At 61.0% G+C, this 17,077-nt stretch carries 17 protein-coding genes and 1 pseudogene; 15 read left to right on the forward strand and 3 right to left on the reverse strand.

Annotated elements, in window-relative coordinates; genetic code table 11:
* Positions 1-168: 168 nt before the first annotated feature.
* From rplM to I6L39_RS08580, 7 genes are all read left to right on the forward strand, one after another.
* On the forward strand, positions 169-597 hold the full coding sequence (rplM, locus tag I6L39_RS08550; RefSeq protein ID WP_005336289.1) for a 50S ribosomal protein L13: 429 nt from the start codon (positions 169-171) through the stop codon (positions 595-597).
* 14 nt (positions 598-611) lie between these two features.
* On the forward strand, positions 612-1,004 hold the full coding sequence (rpsI, locus tag I6L39_RS08555; protein WP_005336286.1) for a 30S ribosomal protein S9: 393 nt from the start codon (positions 612-614) through the stop codon (positions 1,002-1,004).
* A 298-nt stretch (positions 1,005-1,302) separates the two neighbouring features.
* Positions 1,303-1,893, forward strand: coding sequence for a ubiquinol-cytochrome c reductase iron-sulfur subunit (petA, locus tag I6L39_RS08560; RefSeq protein WP_209794238.1), 591 nt, complete (start codon positions 1,303-1,305; stop codon positions 1,891-1,893).
* 2 nt (positions 1,894-1,895) lie between these two features.
* Positions 1,896-3,113 (forward strand): cytochrome bc complex cytochrome b subunit, encoded by a 1,218-nt coding sequence (locus I6L39_RS08565; RefSeq protein ID WP_042078452.1) that lies wholly within the window; start codon positions 1,896-1,898, stop codon positions 3,111-3,113.
* Positions 3,110-3,844, forward strand: coding sequence for a cytochrome c1 (locus I6L39_RS08570; RefSeq protein ID WP_042078451.1), 735 nt, complete (start codon positions 3,110-3,112; stop codon positions 3,842-3,844). Before I6L39_RS08565 ends, I6L39_RS08570 begins: the two co-directional genes overlap by 4 nt.
* Positions 3,845-3,931: 87 nt before the next feature.
* Positions 3,932-4,561: a stringent starvation protein SspA gene (gene sspA / locus I6L39_RS08575; protein WP_039040485.1), complete on the forward strand. Its 630-nt coding sequence runs from the start codon at positions 3,932-3,934 to the stop codon at positions 4,559-4,561.
* The gene (locus I6L39_RS08580) at positions 4,558-4,989 is read left to right on the forward strand and encodes a ClpXP protease specificity-enhancing factor (RefSeq protein WP_042078449.1); all 432 of its coding nucleotides are present in this window, start codon (positions 4,558-4,560) and stop codon (positions 4,987-4,989) included. The genes sspA and I6L39_RS08580 overlap by 4 nt, the downstream gene beginning before the upstream one ends.
* A gap of 715 nt (positions 4,990-5,704) precedes the next feature.
* On the opposite strand, the pseudogene I6L39_RS08585 reads toward I6L39_RS08580, so the two are convergent.
* Positions 5,705-5,863 (reverse strand): annotated as a pseudogene (locus I6L39_RS08585) (acyl-homoserine-lactone synthase); the annotation flags it as partial.
* Between the two features lie 63 nt (positions 5,864-5,926).
* Here I6L39_RS08585 and I6L39_RS08590 point away from each other — a divergent pair.
* The 3 genes from I6L39_RS08590 (at position 5,927) to I6L39_RS08600 (ending at position 9,700) form a co-directional block, all read left to right on the forward strand.
* A complete protein-coding gene (locus I6L39_RS08590) occupies positions 5,927-6,709 on the forward strand; it encodes a LuxR family transcriptional regulator (protein WP_042078448.1) in 783 nt (260 codons plus the stop codon).
* A gap of 263 nt (positions 6,710-6,972) precedes the next feature.
* Positions 6,973-7,593 (forward strand): L-lysine exporter, encoded by a 621-nt coding sequence (gene lysE, locus I6L39_RS08595; protein ID WP_216991552.1) that lies wholly within the window; start codon positions 6,973-6,975, stop codon positions 7,591-7,593.
* Positions 7,594-7,720: 127 nt separating this feature from the next.
* Positions 7,721-9,700, forward strand: coding sequence for a bifunctional 2',3'-cyclic-nucleotide 2'-phosphodiesterase/3'-nucleotidase (locus I6L39_RS08600; RefSeq protein ID WP_216991772.1), 1,980 nt, complete (start codon positions 7,721-7,723; stop codon positions 9,698-9,700).
* 253 nt (positions 9,701-9,953) lie between these two features.
* On the opposite strand, the gene lpxL is transcribed toward I6L39_RS08600, so the two are convergent.
* A complete protein-coding gene (gene lpxL, locus I6L39_RS08605; protein ID WP_216991553.1) occupies positions 9,954-10,877 on the reverse strand; it encodes an LpxL/LpxP family Kdo(2)-lipid IV(A) lauroyl/palmitoleoyl acyltransferase in 924 nt (307 codons plus the stop codon).
* Positions 10,878-11,141: 264 nt separating this feature from the next.
* Between lpxL and hldE the strand changes: the two genes are divergently transcribed.
* Entirely contained in the window at positions 11,142-12,569 is a 1,428-nt protein-coding gene (gene hldE / locus I6L39_RS08610) for a bifunctional D-glycero-beta-D-manno-heptose-7-phosphate kinase/D-glycero-beta-D-manno-heptose 1-phosphate adenylyltransferase HldE (RefSeq protein ID WP_216991554.1), read from the forward strand.
* A gap of 232 nt (positions 12,570-12,801) precedes the next feature.
* Here the strand turns inward: hldE and tolC are convergent, their stop codons facing one another.
* Entirely contained in the window at positions 12,802-14,127 is a 1,326-nt protein-coding gene (gene tolC, locus I6L39_RS08615; RefSeq protein WP_216991555.1) for an outer membrane channel protein TolC, read from the reverse strand.
* Positions 14,128-14,434: 307 nt separating this feature from the next.
* Between tolC and nudF the strand changes: the two genes are divergently transcribed.
* From nudF to I6L39_RS08635, 4 genes are all read left to right on the forward strand, one after another.
* Positions 14,435-15,076: an ADP-ribose diphosphatase gene (gene nudF / locus I6L39_RS08620; protein WP_216991556.1), complete on the forward strand. Its 642-nt coding sequence runs from the start codon at positions 14,435-14,437 to the stop codon at positions 15,074-15,076.
* Positions 15,077-15,184: 108 nt separating this feature from the next.
* Positions 15,185-15,631: a DUF1249 domain-containing protein gene (locus I6L39_RS08625; RefSeq protein WP_216991557.1), complete on the forward strand. Its 447-nt coding sequence runs from the start codon at positions 15,185-15,187 to the stop codon at positions 15,629-15,631.
* Between the two features lie 28 nt (positions 15,632-15,659).
* Positions 15,660-16,478 carry a 3',5'-cyclic-AMP phosphodiesterase gene (gene cpdA, locus I6L39_RS08630; protein WP_216991558.1) on the forward strand — a complete coding sequence of 273 codons (819 nt, stop codon included), beginning with the start codon at positions 15,660-15,662 and terminating at the stop codon, positions 16,476-16,478.
* A 10-nt stretch (positions 16,479-16,488) separates the two neighbouring features.
* Complete coding sequence (locus I6L39_RS08635) at positions 16,489-17,076, forward strand: YqiA/YcfP family alpha/beta fold hydrolase (protein ID WP_216991559.1); 588 nt, start codon at positions 16,489-16,491, stop codon at positions 17,074-17,076.
* Position 17,077: the final 1 nt, after the last annotated feature.

Below are 17,077 nucleotides of genomic sequence, written 5' to 3' on the forward strand. Positions count from 1 at the left end.
AAGGCAACTTCACTTATAATCGCCCGGCCCACGTTACAGCTGTCGATAAGACAGCAACACTTTAAGCTTTACTTGTATTCGAAGGGGTACAGGTAGGCCATCGTTTGTTGTTTGTGGGAGAGCCCCCATAAGCAATTGGGTCTGTAACAGGTAATTGGGTTTAACTTAATGAAAACTTTCGTTGCCAAGCCAGAAACCGTAAAACGTGACTGGTACATTGTGGACGCAGAAGGTAAAACTCTGGGTCGTATCGCAACCGAGATCGCTGCTCGTCTGCGTGGTAAGCACAAAGCCGAGTACACTCCGCACGTTGACACCGGTGACTACATCATCGTTGTAAACGCCGAGAAGGTACACGTAACCGGTAAGAAATTTACCGACAAAATGTACCACGCTCACTCCGGTTTCCCGGGTGGTATCAAGTCCATCAGCTTTGACAAGCTGATTCAGCGCAAGCCGGAAATGGTAATCGAAGCTGCCGTCAAGGGCATGCTGCCGAAGGGCCCGCTGGGCCGTGCCATGTTCCGTAAGCTGAAAGTTTACGCAGGCGCAGAGCACGCTCATGCTGCTCAGCAACCTCAAGTACTGGATATCTAACGGGAACTGGCAACATGGCAGAAAATCAATACTACGGTACCGGCCGTCGCAAAAGCTCCACTGCTCGCGTCTTCATCAAAGCGGGTAGCGGTAAAATCGTAATCAACCAGCGCTCCCTGGAGCAATACTTCGGCCGTCCGACTGCCCGCATGGTAGTTCGTCAGCCGCTGGAACTGGTCGAGATGACCGAGAAACTGGATCTGTACATCACCGTTAACGGTGGTGGCATCTCCGGTCAAGCTGGTGCGATCCGCCACGGTATCACTCGTGCTCTGATGCAGTACGACGAGACCCTGCGTTCCGAACTGCGTAAAGCAGGCTTTGTTACTCGCGATGCCCGTAAGGTTGAGCGTAAGAAAGTCGGTCTGCACAAAGCGCGTAAGCGTCCGCAGTACTCCAAGCGTTAATCCGCTTTTGGTACGCACTCTCACGAGTGTCAAAAAAGCCTGGCCACGTGCCAGGCTTTTTTTATTGGTAATCTTACATACGTCAATGCTAAGCATACGTCACAAAAGACAAAAATTTGTGTATTTATTGTTTTTGCCCCTCGCTTCCCTTTCTTGTCAAATTGTTATCTTTTCTTTAAAATTTCCATGGTCTTTCTGTGTCAATTGCCACTCCGCTTCCGCCGCAGTTGTCAGGGAGAGGAGATAGGAAACGGGGACACTATAAGAATGAGCGGAGTCCACATGGGAGAGTTTTTGGATGAGCAATGCGCCAGTTGATACCGGTCGCCGCAGATTTCTTACCTGGTCAACGGTTGCCGTTGGCGGAGTAGGAGCTGCTTTTACCGCAGTGCCGTTTATAAAGTCATGGAATCCGAGCGCCAAAGCCAAAGCGGCGGGCGCACCGGTAGAGGTGGATATCAGCAAGTTGGAGCCGGGTCAGCTGATCCGCGTCGAATGGCGCGGCAAGCCGGTCTGGGTGGTGAAGCGCACCAAGCAGACCTTGGATGCCCTGGCTGCCCACGATGGTCAGTTGCGAGACCCATCTTCGGACGAACCACAGCAGCCGGACTATGCCCACAACGGCTACAGATCCATCAAGCCCGAGATCTTCGTTGCCGTGGGCATCTGTACTCATCTGGGCTGTTCCCCCTCCTACCTGCCGGACAGCTTCGGCGAGCAGGTGCAAGGGGTGACCTCCGGCTTCTTCTGCCCGTGCCATGGTTCCAAGTTCGATATGGCCGGTCGGGTGTTCCAGGGCGTGCCCGCACCGCTGAACCTGGTCATTCCGCCATACCAATTTCTTAGCGACACCACCATTCTGGTGGGTGCCGATGGCAAGGAGGCCTGACCATGTTTGCCAAACTCATGGGCTGGATTGACGATCGTTTCCCGCTCACGGCCATGTACAACGATCACATGGCCAAGTATCCGGCTCCCAAGAACCTGAACTTCTGGTACTTCTTCGGTTCCCTCGCCATGCTGGTGCTGGTCAACCAGATCATCACGGGCATCTGGCTCACCATGAACTACAACCCGTCGGCAGAGGGGGCCTTCGCCTCCGTCGAGTACATCATGCGGGATGTGGATTACGGCTGGCTGCTGCGCTACATGCATTCCACCGGCGCCTCCGCGTTCTTTGTGGTGGTCTATCTGCACATGTTCCGCGGCATGATCTACGGCTCCTACCAGAAGCCGCGCGAGCTGCTGTGGATCTTCGGCATGCTGATCTTCCTGGTGCTGATGGCAGAAGCCTTCATGGGCTATCTGCTGCCCTGGGGCCAGATGTCGTTCTGGGGGGCCCAGGTCATCATCTCGCTGTTCGGTGCCATTCCGGTCATCGGTGACGATCTGACCCTGTGGATCCGCGGTGACTACGTCATCTCGGGCGCTACCCTGAACCGCTTCTTCGCGCTGCACGTGATCGCACTGCCGCTGGTGCTGGTGATGCTGGTGGCCATGCACATCCTGGCGCTGCACGAAGTGGGTTCCAACAACCCGGACGGCATCGACATCAAGAAGCACAAGGACGAGAACGGCTGGCCGCTGGATGCGGTGGCATTCCACCCCTACTTCACCGTCAAGGACATGATCGGTGTGGCCGGTTTCCTGTTCTTCTTCTGCGCCATCATCTTCTTCAAGCCGGACATGTGGGGTTACTTCCTCGAGAAGCCGAACTTCGAGGTGGCGAACGGGCTGAAGACCCCGGCGCACATCGCCCCGGTATGGTACTTCACTCCCTTCTACGCCATCCTGCGGGCGGTGCCGGACAAGCTGCTGGGGGTCGTCATGATGGGGCTCTCCATCGTCGTGCTGTTCCTGCTGCCCTGGCTGGATCGCTGCAAGGTGCGTTCGGTACGCTATCGCAGCACCCTGCATAAGCTGAACATTGCCCAGTTCGTGGTCTGCTTCATCATTCTGGGTGTGCTGGGGGTGTTGCCATCGACCCCGACGCTGACCCTGATCGCCCAAATCTGTACTCTGGGTTATTTCGGGTTCTTCGTCCTGTTGTTCTTCTACAGCAAGAATGAGCGCACCAAGCCGCTGCCGGAGAGGGTGACATTCAAATGAAAAGAATAATTTTTGCAGTGCTGGCCCTTCTGCCCGGTCTGGTGTTGGCCGCGGGCAGCGGCTTCCCCCTCGACAAGGCGGAGTACGACCTGAGCGACAAGGCATCCCTGCAACGGGGCGCCGCCACCTTCATGAACTACTGTGCCGGTTGCCACTCCACCCAGTATCAGCGTTACAACCGGGTGGCCGCCGACATCGGCATTCCGGAAGAGCTGATGAAGGAGAACCTGATCTTCACCGGCGCCAAGATTGGCGACCTGATGAAGAGCGCCATGTCCGAGAAGGATGCGGCCAAGTGGTTCGGTGCGCCGCCCCCCGACCTGACCCTGGTCGCCAGGGTGCGGGGCGCTGACTGGGTGTATACCTATCTGCGTTCCTTCTACGTGGACGAGACCCGACCGTTCGGAGTGAACAACGCCGTCTTCCCGTCCGTGGGCATGCCTCACGTACTGGAGCCGCTGCAGGGGACGCCCCGCGCCGAATTCACGACCCACAAAGTCGATGGCGTCGATGTCCAGCAGGTTGTCAGCATCAAATCTGACGGCAACGGTGAAATGAACAACGAAGAATATGATCAGACGGTACTGGATCTGGTAAACTTCTTGGTCTACTCGGCTGAGCCGGTGCAGCAGGAGCGCGAACGCATGGGCTTCTGGGTGCTCGGTTTCATCGCTATCTTCTTCATCTTCACTGTGCTGTTGAAGAAGGAATTCTGGCGCGACGTTCACTAAGCGACCAGATCGGAGTAATATGACGCACGGCAATGAAGACAGACATGCTTCATTGCCGTTTCTGCTTTTTAATGACGGGAGGGTTCAATGGCTGTAGCTGCCAATAAGCGTTCGGTAATGACGCTGTTTTCCGGTGCCAACGATATGTTCAGCCATCAGGTGCGCATTGTCCTGGCGGAGAAGGGTGTTAGCGTGGATATCTGCCAGGTGGATCCTGCCAACCTGCCGGACGAGTTGGCCGAGCTGAACCCGTACAACACTGTGCCGACCCTGGTGGATCGCGAGCTGGCTCTGTACACCTCGCGCATCATCATGGAGTACCTGGACGAGCGTTTCCCGCACCCGCCCCTGATGCCTGTCTATCCGGTGGCGCGCGGCAACAGCCGTCTGATGATGCACCGCATCGAGCTGGACTGGTACTCCCTGGCCGACAAGATCATGGCGGGCACGGATACCGAAGCCGCCCGCGCCGAGCTGCGTGACAACCTGCTGGCCATCGCCCCCATCTTCGGCGAGATGCCCTACTTCATGAGCGAGGAGTTCGGTCTGGTGGACTGCTACATGGCTCCGCTGCTGTGGCGTCTGCCGAGCTTGGGTATCGACTTCACCGGTCGTGGCGCCAAGGAGCTGAAGGCCTACATGGTGCGCCTGTTCGAGCGCGAATCCTTCCAGGCTTCCCTGACCGAAGCCGAGCGCGAGATCCGCGCCGGCGTATGAGCATGGAACCGACGATGACCCCCAGTCGCCCGTATCTGTTGCGGGCGTTTTTCGACTGGTTGCTGGATAACGACCTGACCCCTCACCTGGTGGTCAATGCGAACATCCCCCATGTGATGGTGCCGATGCAGTTCGTTCAGGATGGCCAGATCGTCCTGAACATTGCGCCTCGGGCCGTTGGCCAGTTCCACATGGATAATGACGCAGTCAGCTTCAGCGCCCGTTTCGGTGGCGTGTCGCAGCAGGTCTACATCCCGATGGCGGCCGTGCTGGCCATCCACGCCCGGGAGAACGGTGTCGGGACCCTGTTCCCGCCCGAGCCTGGCTACGATCTCTGGCTGGAGCAGGCGGAAACCCAGACACAGCCCGAGCCGGACCCCGAGCCGCCGCGCCCCTCGGGTCGCCCGACTTTGAAAGTCATCAAATAAAAAAACGCAGCCTCATGGCTGCGTTAATGTGATGCGCAGCCCGGTAGGCTATGTCTGCTGGCTGCTTTTCTGTCACGCAGGGAAATATCACACTCTTTGGCGTTGGCAAACACGGCTTCCATCTCGTTGGGATGTCCAGTGCAACCCCTCTTCAAGTGCCAGTCCCCCCGTGCAGCTCGCATGACCTAGTATCCACCAGCCTATTGCGATGGAAGCCGACTGCGGCTCCCCTTGGTTCGCCTGCAAGCCCCTGTTTTGGCCGTTGAGTAGCGTTGATCGCTCCACGATATGTCCGCCTCCTCGCCATCGGCAACAAAACAACTCTCGAGATGTTCAGGCGAGCTGTGAGGACCTCCAGCATGCGCTATGCCGGTGTCAGGCGCCTGAGCAGCAGGCCACCTGCATTGCTGGGTGAGTACTGACTGGCAACCAGAGCCACGATGCTGCTCGAATCTGACATCATGCTGCCATCGGGAGTCTGGGGTTTCAAGCTGATCCCCGACATCCTGATGCATGCAAGCTTCGATTCGCCCCAGGTTACCCAACCGCTCCTGTCAGCCCAGAGCGAACCTGCGGCTCCCTGGCTGAGCGGATTAGCGAGCAGGCAGACAGATCGGTGCCCACGCCAAGGTGTTGTGCTGAGTCGTCGACTGATGAGTTTCACCGGTATTGGCTCAACCCCGTTCACACCCCGTCTGGCCTCAATCTGAGTTTGGTTGGTATCGGGTTTATCGAAACTGTCCTGCTCCAGCCCCCGGTGGGATTCCACATCCCAACCGAGTCGATCGGAGAAGACGTGCTTGCGAAAGCGATAAAGCTCGTTTTCGACCTCCCATCTGGGGTGTTCTCTCAGTTTTCCTTTGAAAACAAGCATTCATGTCTCTCCATTTCATGGTTAGGCGCTATAATCCAAGGCCTTGGCCAGGGGGGCTAGCCTATGACACGCGACCAACTGCTTGAGTATCTGGAACATTTCACCCTGGTGACCGATGGCAACCGGCTGGCAGAGCTGATCGGCCGCTTCACCCTGGGAATGGGCTACGACTACTATAGGTTTGCGCTCATCCTGCCCATGTCGATGCAGAGGCCCAAGGTGGTGCTGTTCAACCAGTGCCCCGACTCCTGGGTGCAGGCCTACACGGTGAACAACATGCTGGCCTGCGATCCCATCATCCAGCTTGCCCGCAGGCAGACCCTGCCCATCTACTGGAACCGGCTGGACGAGAAGGCGCGCTTCCTGCAAGAGGGGAGCATGGACGTGATGGGGCTGGCGGCGGAGTTCGGGCTGCGCAACGGCATTTCGTTCCCGTTGCATGGGGCGGCGGGGGAGAACGGCATACTGTCGTTCATCACCCGGGAGAGGGCGTCGAGCGATCTGATGCTGGAGTCCTCGCCCATCCTCTCCTGGATGTCCAGTTACATCTTCGAGGCGGCGATCAGGGTGGTGCGCAGCAGCATGAGGGAGGATGATCCCCAGGAGGCACTGACCGAGCGGGAGACCGAGTGCCTGTTCTGGGCCAGCGAGGGGAAGACCTCGGGCGAGATCGCCTGCATCCTCGGGATCACGGAGCGTACCGTGAACTACCACCTCAATCAGGTGACCCGCAAGACGGGGTCGATGAACCGCTATCAGGCCATCGCCAAGGGGGTGAGCAGCGGCATATTGCTGCCGAACCTGGAGCAGGTGGTGGTCACCAACTTCCCCAAGCTGCTGCAGTGAGCCTCGACCGGGCGGCATTGCTCCGTCGCCCGGCATCTCCCCTGTCGCCATCGCCCGCTGTCCTGCGCCGCTCCCTCATCCCGCCGATTCTCGGGGTGGTGACCGGGGCCCCACAATTGTCAGATCCTGCAATTGACAACCTTCTTTGTGTGGTTTCGGCGCGAATATCATCAGTTTTATGAATGCATCAGAAAATGAATGAATTTCTCTGATTGCCTGCACCCCCTTATAGTGCGTCCAACTCTTTCACAGGAACGCATCCCATGTTTGCCACCACCCTGCAAGGCTTCACCCTCGGCCTCGCCATGATCATCCCCATCGGGGCCCAGAATGCCTTCGTGCTGAGTCGGGGCATTCACCGCAACCACCACCTGCTGACAGCGACCCTCTGCTGCCTGTGCGATCTCGTGCTGATCGGCATAGGTGTGTTCGGCGGTGCCAACCTGCTGGCGGCCAGTCCAGTGGGGCTGGCGCTGCTGACCTGGGGCGGCGTGCTCTTCCTCGGCTGGTTCGGTATGCGCTCCCTGCGCAGTGCCTGGCGCGGGCAGGGGGCTGCCCTGGCGGATTCCCCCCAGCTGATGGGGGTCAAGGGGGTATTGGCCATGACGCTCGGGGTGACCCTGCTCAACCCCCACGTCTATCTGGATACCCTGATGCTGCTCGGCTCCTTCGGCAGCCAGTTTGCCGAGGATCTGCGGCCCGCCTTCGCGGCTGGGGCCATGCTGGCCTCCCTGGTCTGGTTTTACGGATTGGCGTTCGGGGCGGCGGCGCTTTCCCCCTGGCTTTCTCGGGGGCGGGTACAGCAAGCCATTGATCTTGTTGTTGGTCTCATCATGCTGGTGCTGGCGGTCAAGCTGGCCAGCGGGGCACTGATGGCCTCATAAGGCTATTTTTGTGCCGCGCTTCATAAAAATGAGTCCCGGCTTCATATGCTGACATATTCGTCTGTTAAATTCCCGGCGCTGGTAAAGCGTTACTCATAATAAAAGGGAAAATACAGTGAAAAACACCATGAAGCTGGGGGCCATCGCCACCATAGTGCTGCTGTCTGCCTGCAGCAACGAAAACGACAGCAAGGCACAGCCGGGGACTGTCTCCCTGCGTCTGATCCAGACCTCCGACATCCACTCCAACGTGCTGGGGTATGACTACTACCAGGACAAGGAGGACCGCAAGTTTGGCCTCTCCCGCACCGCCCTGCTGATCCGCGCCGCCCGCGCCGAGAACCCCAACAACCTGCTGCTCGACAACGGCGACCTGATCCAGGGCACGCCGCTGGCGGACTACATCTTCGAGCAGTCCGGCGCCGGCTACCTGGAGAAGCAGGCCCACCCGGTGTTCAAGGCGATGAACGAGCTGGACTATGACGCCGGCAACCTGGGCAACCACGAGTTCAACTACGGTCTGGATTACCTCGGCAAGGTGCTGGCGGGGGCCGAGTTCCCCTATGTGAACGCCAACGTGTTCGAGGCGGCCGCCTTCAAGCGCGATGCGAAGGGGCAAGTAGACTGGAGCGGCAACAAGTTCACCCCCTACCTGCTGCTGGATCGCCAGGTGACCGATGACAAGGGCCAGCTGCAGACCGTCAAGGTGGGCATCCTGGGCCTGACCCCGCCCCAGGTGCTGCAGTGGGACAAGCGCCATCTGGAGGGCAAGGTGGTGGTGGCCGATATGGTCGAGACCGCCAACCACTATGTGCCCGAGCTGCGCGCCAAGGGTGCCGACGTGGTGGTGGTGGTGGCCCATACCGGCATCAATGCCAGCAGCTACGAGGCCATGATGGAGAACTCTGCCTGGCACCTGGCCAAGGTGAAGGGGGTGGATGCCCTGATGCTGGGCCACGCCCACAAGAACTTCCCCGGGGACTTCCCGGACCTGCCGGAGGTGGACAACCAGGCGGGCACCCTCGGCGGCATCCCGACCGTGATGCCCGGCTACTGGGGCAACCACCTCGGCATCATAGACCTCAAGCTGGAGCAGGTGGACGGCCAGTGGCAGGTGAAACAGAGTCAGGCCAGCCTGCGCAAGATCGACTCCAGCGAGGGCAGCGCCGTGGATCAGCGGGTGGTGGACCTGGTGCAGGCGGACCACGACGCCACCAACCAGTGGCTGGACGAGCCCCTCGGTAAGATCACCTCTCCCATCCACAGCTTCTTCGCCCTGGTGCAGGACGACCCCTCGGTCCAGCTGGTGAGCGATGCCCAGCGCCGCCACGCCGAGCAGTTGCAAAAAGACGGCCTGCTCAAGGAGCCGTATCCGATCCTGTCGGTGGCGGCCCCCTTCCGCGGTGGTCGCAACGGCATCAACGACTTCACCTACGTGGCCCAGGGTGACATCTCCCTGCGCAACGTCTCCGACCTCTACATCTATCCGAACACCCTGCAGGTGGTCGAGGTGAACGGGGCCACCGTCAAGGAGTGGCTGGAGATGAGTGCCGGCCAGTTCAACCGGATCGACACCAGCAAGACAGAGGTGCAGTGGCTGGTGAACGAGAACTTCCCCACCTACAACTTCGACGTCATCGACGGGGTGAGCTACGAGGTGGACATCACCCAGCCGGCCCGCTACGGCAAGGACGGGACCAAGGTGAGCGACGGCCAGCGCATCAGCAACCTCACCTTCAACGGCCAGCCCGTCGATCCGGCCCAGAAGTTCTACGTGGTGACCAACAACTACCGCGCCAGCGGCGGTGGCCACTTCCCGGGCATAGACGGCAGCAACATAGTCCACGAAGACCCCTCCGAGACGCGGGAGATCATCGCCCAGTACCTGAAGGCCCAGTCTGCGGATAACCCGGCCGGCTTCAGCCCGGCGGCCAACAACAACTGGCACATGAAGGCGCTGCCCGCCAACGTGGACGTGCGACTCTACTCCTCTCCGACGGACGAGGCCAAGGCCCTGGCGGGGGCGGATCTGGCGTACCAGTCCACCCTGCCGATGGACGATGCCAAGCACCCCGGCTACGCCATCTACCGCCTGATCCGCCAGTAAGGCCGGCTCGGGCAGATAACAAAAAGCCCTCGCAGTGCGAGGGCTTTCTCATTGGGGCCGGTAGCTCAATCCCATCGGCAGCAGCCCGGATCCTCCGGGTCGAAGCGGGTCTTGGGGAGGTGATGAATGTCTCCCAGTAGTAACCGGCATCCTCCGGGCCGAAGCGGGTCTTGGGTAGGTGATGAATGTCTCCCAGTAGTAACCGGCATCCTCCGGGTCGAAGCGAGTCTTGAAGCAGCGGTGAATGCCTCTATCAGTAGTAACTGGGATCTTCCGGGCTGGGACGGGTCTTGAAGCGGCGGTGCAGCCACATGTACTGCTCCGGGGCCTTGCGCACGGCGGCCTCGATCTCGCGGTTGGCGCGGCTGGCGTCGGCCAGATCGTCGCCGCTCGGGTAGCCTTCCAGCGGCGCCCCTATATGCAGGGTGTAGCCCTCTTTGGTGCGGATGTTGTAGCAGGGCAGGGTGACGGTGTTCTTGACCCGCGCCAGGGTGGCGGTCCCCGTGATGGTGGCGGCCTGCTCGACCGCGAAGTAGGGCACGAAGACGCTGGCATGGCTGCCGTAGTCGTGATCCGGCGCGTACCAGAGGGCATCGCCGTTACGCAGCGCCTTGATCATGCCCTTCACGTCCATGCGGTCTACCAGGTATTTGTTGGAGGCGCAGCGGCCGTGGTACTGGGCGTACTCCAGCACAGGGTTGGTGTTGGGGCGATAGACGCCGACCCCGGGCCGCACCAGGCCGAAGCAGCGCGCGTTGAGTTCCAGGGTGAGGAAGTGGCAGGAGAGCAGCAGCATGCCCTGGCCCTGCTCCACGGCGCGGATGACGTGCTCTTCCCCTTCCACCGTCATCAGGCGGCGCATCCGCCAGTCCGGCCAGAACCAGGCGATCCCCACCTCGAAGATGGCGCAGCCCACGCTCTCGAAGTTTTGCACCAGCAGGGCCTCGCGCTCATCCCGGCTCAGCTCCGGCATGGCCAGCTCCAGGTTGCGGCGCGCTATCTTGACGCGGGATTTCAGCACCTTGCGGGCCAGGGTCCCGAGCTGGCGGCCCAGCCACATCTGGCTGCGCCAGGGCAGCAACACCAGCAGCCAGAGCAGGCCGAGGCCGAACCAGCTGCCCCAGTAACGGGGATGGAACAGACGGGGTTCGAGGCGGGGAGCATGTTCTTGGGCCATGAAGAGTCTCTTGTTCACAAACGCAAAATAGGGGAGTCCAGCCGAACGGGGACGAGCCGTGCTCGTGCCTGGCCGTGCGGATGGCGCCACTCGCAATCTGGGGATTCTATCCGAAAAACAGGGGCGGGTGCGAATCAGCGTCGCCTGGTCAGAGGGGTCGGCAGGGGCGGGTGGCGGTGGGCGGGGCCGCGCTTTTTTCACGCCGGGGAAAAGAGTGTGATAAAATCGCCCGCTGAAATTTTCAGGTTTTGAGAGCCGATACAGATGAAGATCACCCTGCCCGAGTTTGAAAAAGCCCGCGTTCTGGTCGTTGGCGATGTCATGTTGGATCGCTACTGGCACGGCCCCACCGGCCGCATCTCCCCCGAGGCACCGGTGCCCGTGGTCAAGGTCGAACACATAGAGGAACGTCCGGGTGGCGCCGCCAACGTGGCCCTGAACTCGGCGGCCCTGGGGGCCCAGGCCGTGCTGCTGGGGCTGACCGGCCAGGATGAGGCCGCCGATGCCCTGGCCGGCCAGATGGCGGGGGTCAAGGTGGCCTGTGATTTCGTTCGCCTGACCGACTACCCGACCATCACCAAGCTGCGGGTGCTCTCCCGCAACCAGCAGCTGCTGCGCCTCGACTTCGAGGAGGCCTTCCACGACGTGAACGCCAGCCTGCTGATGGGCAAGGTGGAGCAGGCGCTGCCCGAGGCGGACGTGATGATCCTCTCCGACTACGGCAAGGGCGCCCTGAACGACGTGCCGGGCATGATCCGCCGCGCCCGCGTCGCCGGCATTCCCGTGCTGGTGGATCCCAAGGGGACCGACTTCGAGAAGTACCGCGGTGCCACCCTGCTGACCCCCAACATGTCCGAGTTCGAGGCCGTGGTGGGCAAGGTGAAGGGGGAGGAGGATCTGGTCGCCAAGGGACTGGATCTGGTCAAGCGCTTCGAGCTGGACGCCCTGCTGGTGACCCGCTCCGAGAACGGCATGACCCTGATCCGCGAAGGCCAGCCCGAGCTGCACCTGCCGGCCCAGGCCCACGAGGTCTATGACGTGACCGGTGCCGGTGACACCGTCATCTCCACCCTGGCGACCTCCCTGGCCGCAGGCATGAGCCTGGACGAGGCCTGCGCCCTGGCCAACACCGCCGCCGGCATCGTCGTCGGCAAGCTGGGGACTTCCACCGTCAGCCCGGTGGAGCTGGCCAATGCGCTCTACACCGAGCAGGAGACCGGCTTTGGCGTCATGTCCGAGGCCCAGCTCAAGGTGGCCGTGCAGGCCGCCCGCCTGCGGGGCGAGAAGGTGGTGATGACCAACGGCTGCTTCGACATCCTGCACGCGGGCCATGTCTCCTATCTGGCCAATGCCGGCAAGCTGGGGGATCGCCTGATCGTGGCGGTCAACACCGACGAGTCCGTGCGCCGCCTCAAGGGGCCGGGTCGCCCGGTGAATCCGACCGAACGCCGCATGACGGTGCTGGCGGCCCTGGGCGCCGTGGACTGGGTGGTTCCCTTCTCCGAGGACACTCCCCAGCGCCTGATCGCCGAGATCCTGCCGGACCTGCTGGTCAAGGGTGGCGACTACAAGCCCGAAGAGATCGCCGGTTACGCCGAGGTGACCGCCAACGGCGGCGAGGTGCGGGTGCTGAACTTCGAGGACGGCTGCTCCACCAGCGACATCATCAAGACCATCCGCGAGCGCGGCTAAACCCATCCTATTAGGCTATTGTATTCGCCATTTTGAACCCGGGCAGTGCTCGCTTATGTGAAACCAAGGGCTCACGTACTCCAGTACGCTCCGGTTTCTGTGTGCTGTCCTGATTCAAACTGCCTTCAACAACGACGCCTACCGGGATAGGTTGGAAGTGAGCGGTTTGACTACTGTGCAGACATAAAAAAGGCGACCCCGGGGTCGCCTTTTCTCATGGTGTGCGCCTGGCTCAGGACTGTTTGGTGACCTGGGCCGCAGGCATCAGCCCCTGGTTGACCTCCTCCAGATCCTTCTGCTCCAGGATGCCGGCGGCCTGCTTCAGGGAGAGGATGCTGAGGATGTAGTTGTAGCGGGCCTCGGAGAGCTTCTGCTTGGCCTGATACAGCTTGCGGGTGGCGTCCAGCACGTCGACTATGGTGCGGGTGCCCACTTCATACCCGGCCTCGGTCGCCTTCAGGGCGCTGTCGGCGGAGATGACGGACTGGCTGTAGGCGCGCACCGAGCCGATGCTGGCGTTCACGTTGTTGTAGGAGGAGCGGACCGTGCTCTGCACCGAGCGGAAGCTGCGCTCCAGCTGTTCACTGGCGGCCACGTAGTTGAACTGCGCCTGCTTGACCTGGGAGGTGGTGGCCCCGCCTGTGTAGAGCGGCAGGTTGAAGTTCAGGCCGATATTGCCCTGGTTGCTGTTGCTCTCGGGGTTGCGGATCTCGTCCTTGTAATCGTTGTAACCGGCGCTGAGCCCGGCGCCGAGATCCAGGGTCGGCTCGTGGCCTGTCTTGGCCAGATCGATCTGCTCCTTGGCGATGTCCTTGCCGATGCGGGCGCTGTGCAGCTCCAGGTTCTTGTCCAGGGCCAGCTCCAGCCACTTGTCGGAGTTGAAGGCCGTCTTCTGCGGACTGAAGCGCTCGGTGTTGAGCACGTCCAGCTGACGGTGATCGATGCCGGTCAGCTCGCGCAGGCTCTCGTAGCTGTTGTCCAGGGTGTTCTCGGCATTGATCTCGTCCGCCAGCGCCTGGTCGCGCTCGGCCTCGGCCTCATGCACGTCGGTGATGGCGGTCAGGCCCACTTCGAAGCGCTGCTGGGTCTGTTCCAGCTGACGTTCCACCGCGGTCTTGTTGGCGCGCACGAATTCCAGGGTATCCATCGCCTTGAGCACGTCGAAATAGGCCTGGGCGGTACGCAGCATCAGGTTCTGGTACTCGAGGTTGTAGGCCACGTCGGACTGGGTGGCGCTCTTCTCGGTCAGGTCCAGGTTGACCCAGTTGCTGCGGCGGTAGATGGACTGATCCAGCGTCACTGAGCCGGTGGCGCCCGAGTTGGTCTGGGTATCGTCCTTGTTCTGCAGGTAGTTGAGGCCGGCACCCAGGTTGATCTGGGGCAGCAGGGCTGCGCGGGATTCGTTGATCTTCTCGAAGGCTTGGTCCCGTTTGGCCTTGGATTCCAACAGCTGGGTATCCTTGATCTGGGCTTGTTGGTAAATTTCGAGCAGGTTTTCGGCATGAGCGGCGCCGCTCACACCCAGCATCACCATGACTGACAAGAGTGTTCTTTTCATATGATATTTTTAACCTTATGTATCAACCCAAAGCTGTCCGCTGGATGAAGGGGGGGATTGTCACCGACCAAGCTTGATTTCAGCTTAACCACTCTACTATAAGCAGATTTCATTGCGAACTGTCTCTTTTCCAGTAACGGAAACGTCAAGAGGCAGGGCAGGTTTTCTCGGCAACCCGCCTAGCCAAATGTCCTGTGGCTGCTAAAATCCTTCCCTCATCATCGGCGAGAGCAAATGAATGAATGTTCATTCATGCCCCCGAATATTATGGTCAAACCAGGCCAAGTCAAGCTGGTAGGAGTCTCATATGTCACAGCAAGCCTTGCCTCAAACCAGTCACTACTCCGGCGATGATGTGAAAATCATCGGGAAATCAGCCGGATATAACGGCTTCTTCAAGGTGAACGTCTACCGCTTGCAGCACAGGCTGTTTGCCGGTGGCTGGAATGAGCCCATAGTACGGGAACTGTTCGAGCGCGGCCATGCCGCCGCCCTGCTGCCTTATGATCCGGTACGGGATGAGATCGTGCTGGTGGAGCAGTTTCGCATCGGCGCCATGGAGACCAGCGCCACCCCCTGGCTGCTCGAACTGGTGGCCGGCATCATAGATGAAGGGGAGACCGCCGAGGCCGTGGTGCGGCGCGAAGCGGTGGAAGAGGCGGGGATCGAGGTGGGCCGCTGTGAACACGCCATCAGCTATCTGGTGAGCCCGGGTGGCAGCACAGAGCGCATCGAAGTCTACATTGGCGAGGTGGATGCGAGCCGGGCCGCGGGGATCCACGGTCTGGCGGAGGAAGGTGAAGACATCCGGGTGCACGTAGTGAGCCGCGAGCAGGCCTATGCCTGGTTGAAGGAGGGGCGCATCGACAACGCCGCCTCCGTCATCGCCCTGCAGTGGCTGGCCCTCAACCACGGCGAACTGCGGGCCCGCTGGTTGGCGGAGTGCTAAGGTGGCGCTGACCCTGCAACAGAGCCGGCGCTATGCGCCGGACCTGATCTCCTCGCAGCGCACCTGCGAGGTGAACTACCCATGGACCCTGATTGATGGAGCGGCGATATGCCATTAGTTCAGAGCCCGATGAAGCGCTATGTGCCTGATTTGATGTCCTTGCAGCGTACCTGCGAGGTGAACTACATGGCCTTGATGAAGCTGCTGCCCCCCGGCGGCTCCGTGGGGGCCGAGCGCCGCTATCAGGTGGGCAACGGGCTGCAGTTTCAGCTCACGGTGAGCGAGGAGAGTCGCTTCACCAGCCAGGTGATCCTGGCCCAGCACAACCCGGAATTGCCGAGTTATTTGCAGGCCCGAATAGAGATCCGTTTGTATCATGATGTGCGGATGGCGGAAGTGTGTGCGGCGCAACAGATTTCGATGTTGCAACCACGTTATGATTATCCCAATCAAAAAATGCATCACAGGGATGAAAAAGAGCAGGTAAATCTATTCCTGGCCGATTGGTTAAGATTTTGTCTCAAACACGGCACCAGCCTGATCAACATCCTCTAGTTGAACCCATAAAAAAAGAAGCGTGATTTTGGAAACAGAGCTACCTCAGGCGCCGGACGGCAGTGTGCGCCTGTTACAGATTACCGACACCCATCTCTTCGCGAGCGCCGAGGGGCGGCTGCTGGCCGTGCCCACGGCGCAGAGCCTGGCCGCCGTGCTGGAACAGGTGCAGGCCAATGACCACCCGTTCGATCTCATCCTCGCCACCGGGGATCTCTCCCAGGATCACAGCCCGGAGTCCTACCAGCGCTTCGCCTCCATGATGGCGCCGCTCGCTCGCCCCATCTACTGGCTGCCCGGCAACCACGACGACGGCCCCCTGATGACCGAATACCTGCATGCGGCCGGCATCAGCGAGGCCAAGCAACTGGTGGGGGAGCACTGGCAGATCATCCTGCTGGACACCCAGGTGCGCGGCAAACCCCACGGCGTGCTGGGGGATCACCAGCTGGCGGCCCTGGATCAGGCCCTGCGCCAGCATCCCGAGCGCCATGCCCTCATCGCCCTGCACCATCAGGCGGTGCCGGTGGGCTGCGCCTGGCTGGATCAGCACAACCTCAAGAATGCCGACGACCTGTTTGCCGTGCTGGCCCGCCACCCGCAGCAGAAGACCATACTGTTCGGCCACGTCCACCAGGAGTTTGACGAGGTGCATCGAGGGGTGAGGCTGATCGCCAGCCCCTCCACCTGCATCCAGTTCAAGCCGCTCTCCGACGGCTTCGCCCTGGACGAGTCCGGCCCGGGTTGGCGCTATCTCACCCTTCATCCGGACGGCAAAGTCGCGAGCCAGGTGTGGCGCCTGCCGATGGGGCAGTTCGTGCCCGACCCCGATGCCACCGGTTATTGAGGAGGCCAGCATGACCTCCGTTCTGCTTTATCTGCACGGTTTCAACTCCTCCCCCGGCTCGGCCAAGGCGCAGCAGATGGCGGCCTGGGTGGCCGAGCACAGGCCCGACATCGAGGTGGTGATCCCGGCCCAGCCCAATACGCCAGCGGCGGCCTGGTCCGCCATCGAGCAGGCCATCGCCGGCCTGAAAGCCCGTCACGGCAGTGCGTTCAAGCTCGGCGCCGTGGGCAGCTCCCTCGGCGGCTTTATGGCGACCAGGGTGAGCGAGCTGCATGGTTGCCGCGCCGCCCTCATCAACCCGGCGGTGCGCCCTCACGAACTGCTCTGCGACTACCTCGGTCCCCAGACCAACCCCTACAGCGGCGAACGCTACGAGCTGCTGCCTGCACATATGGATGAGCTGCGGGCGTTGGCGGTGCCGGTGACGGCCCCCGAGCGGCTCTGGATCCTGCAGCAGCAGGAGGATGAAGTGCTCGATTATCGCAAGGCGCTGGACGAATACCGCTTTGCCCGCCTGTCGCTGGAGTGCGGTGGCAACCACGCCTTCACAGGCTTCGAGCGCTACCCCGCCCAGATCGTCCGCTTCCTCGGGCTCTAGC

The organism is Aeromonas sp. FDAARGOS 1409, assembly GCF_019048705.1.
GTDB classification, from domain to species: domain Bacteria; phylum Pseudomonadota; class Gammaproteobacteria; order Enterobacterales; family Aeromonadaceae; genus Aeromonas; species Aeromonas sanarellii.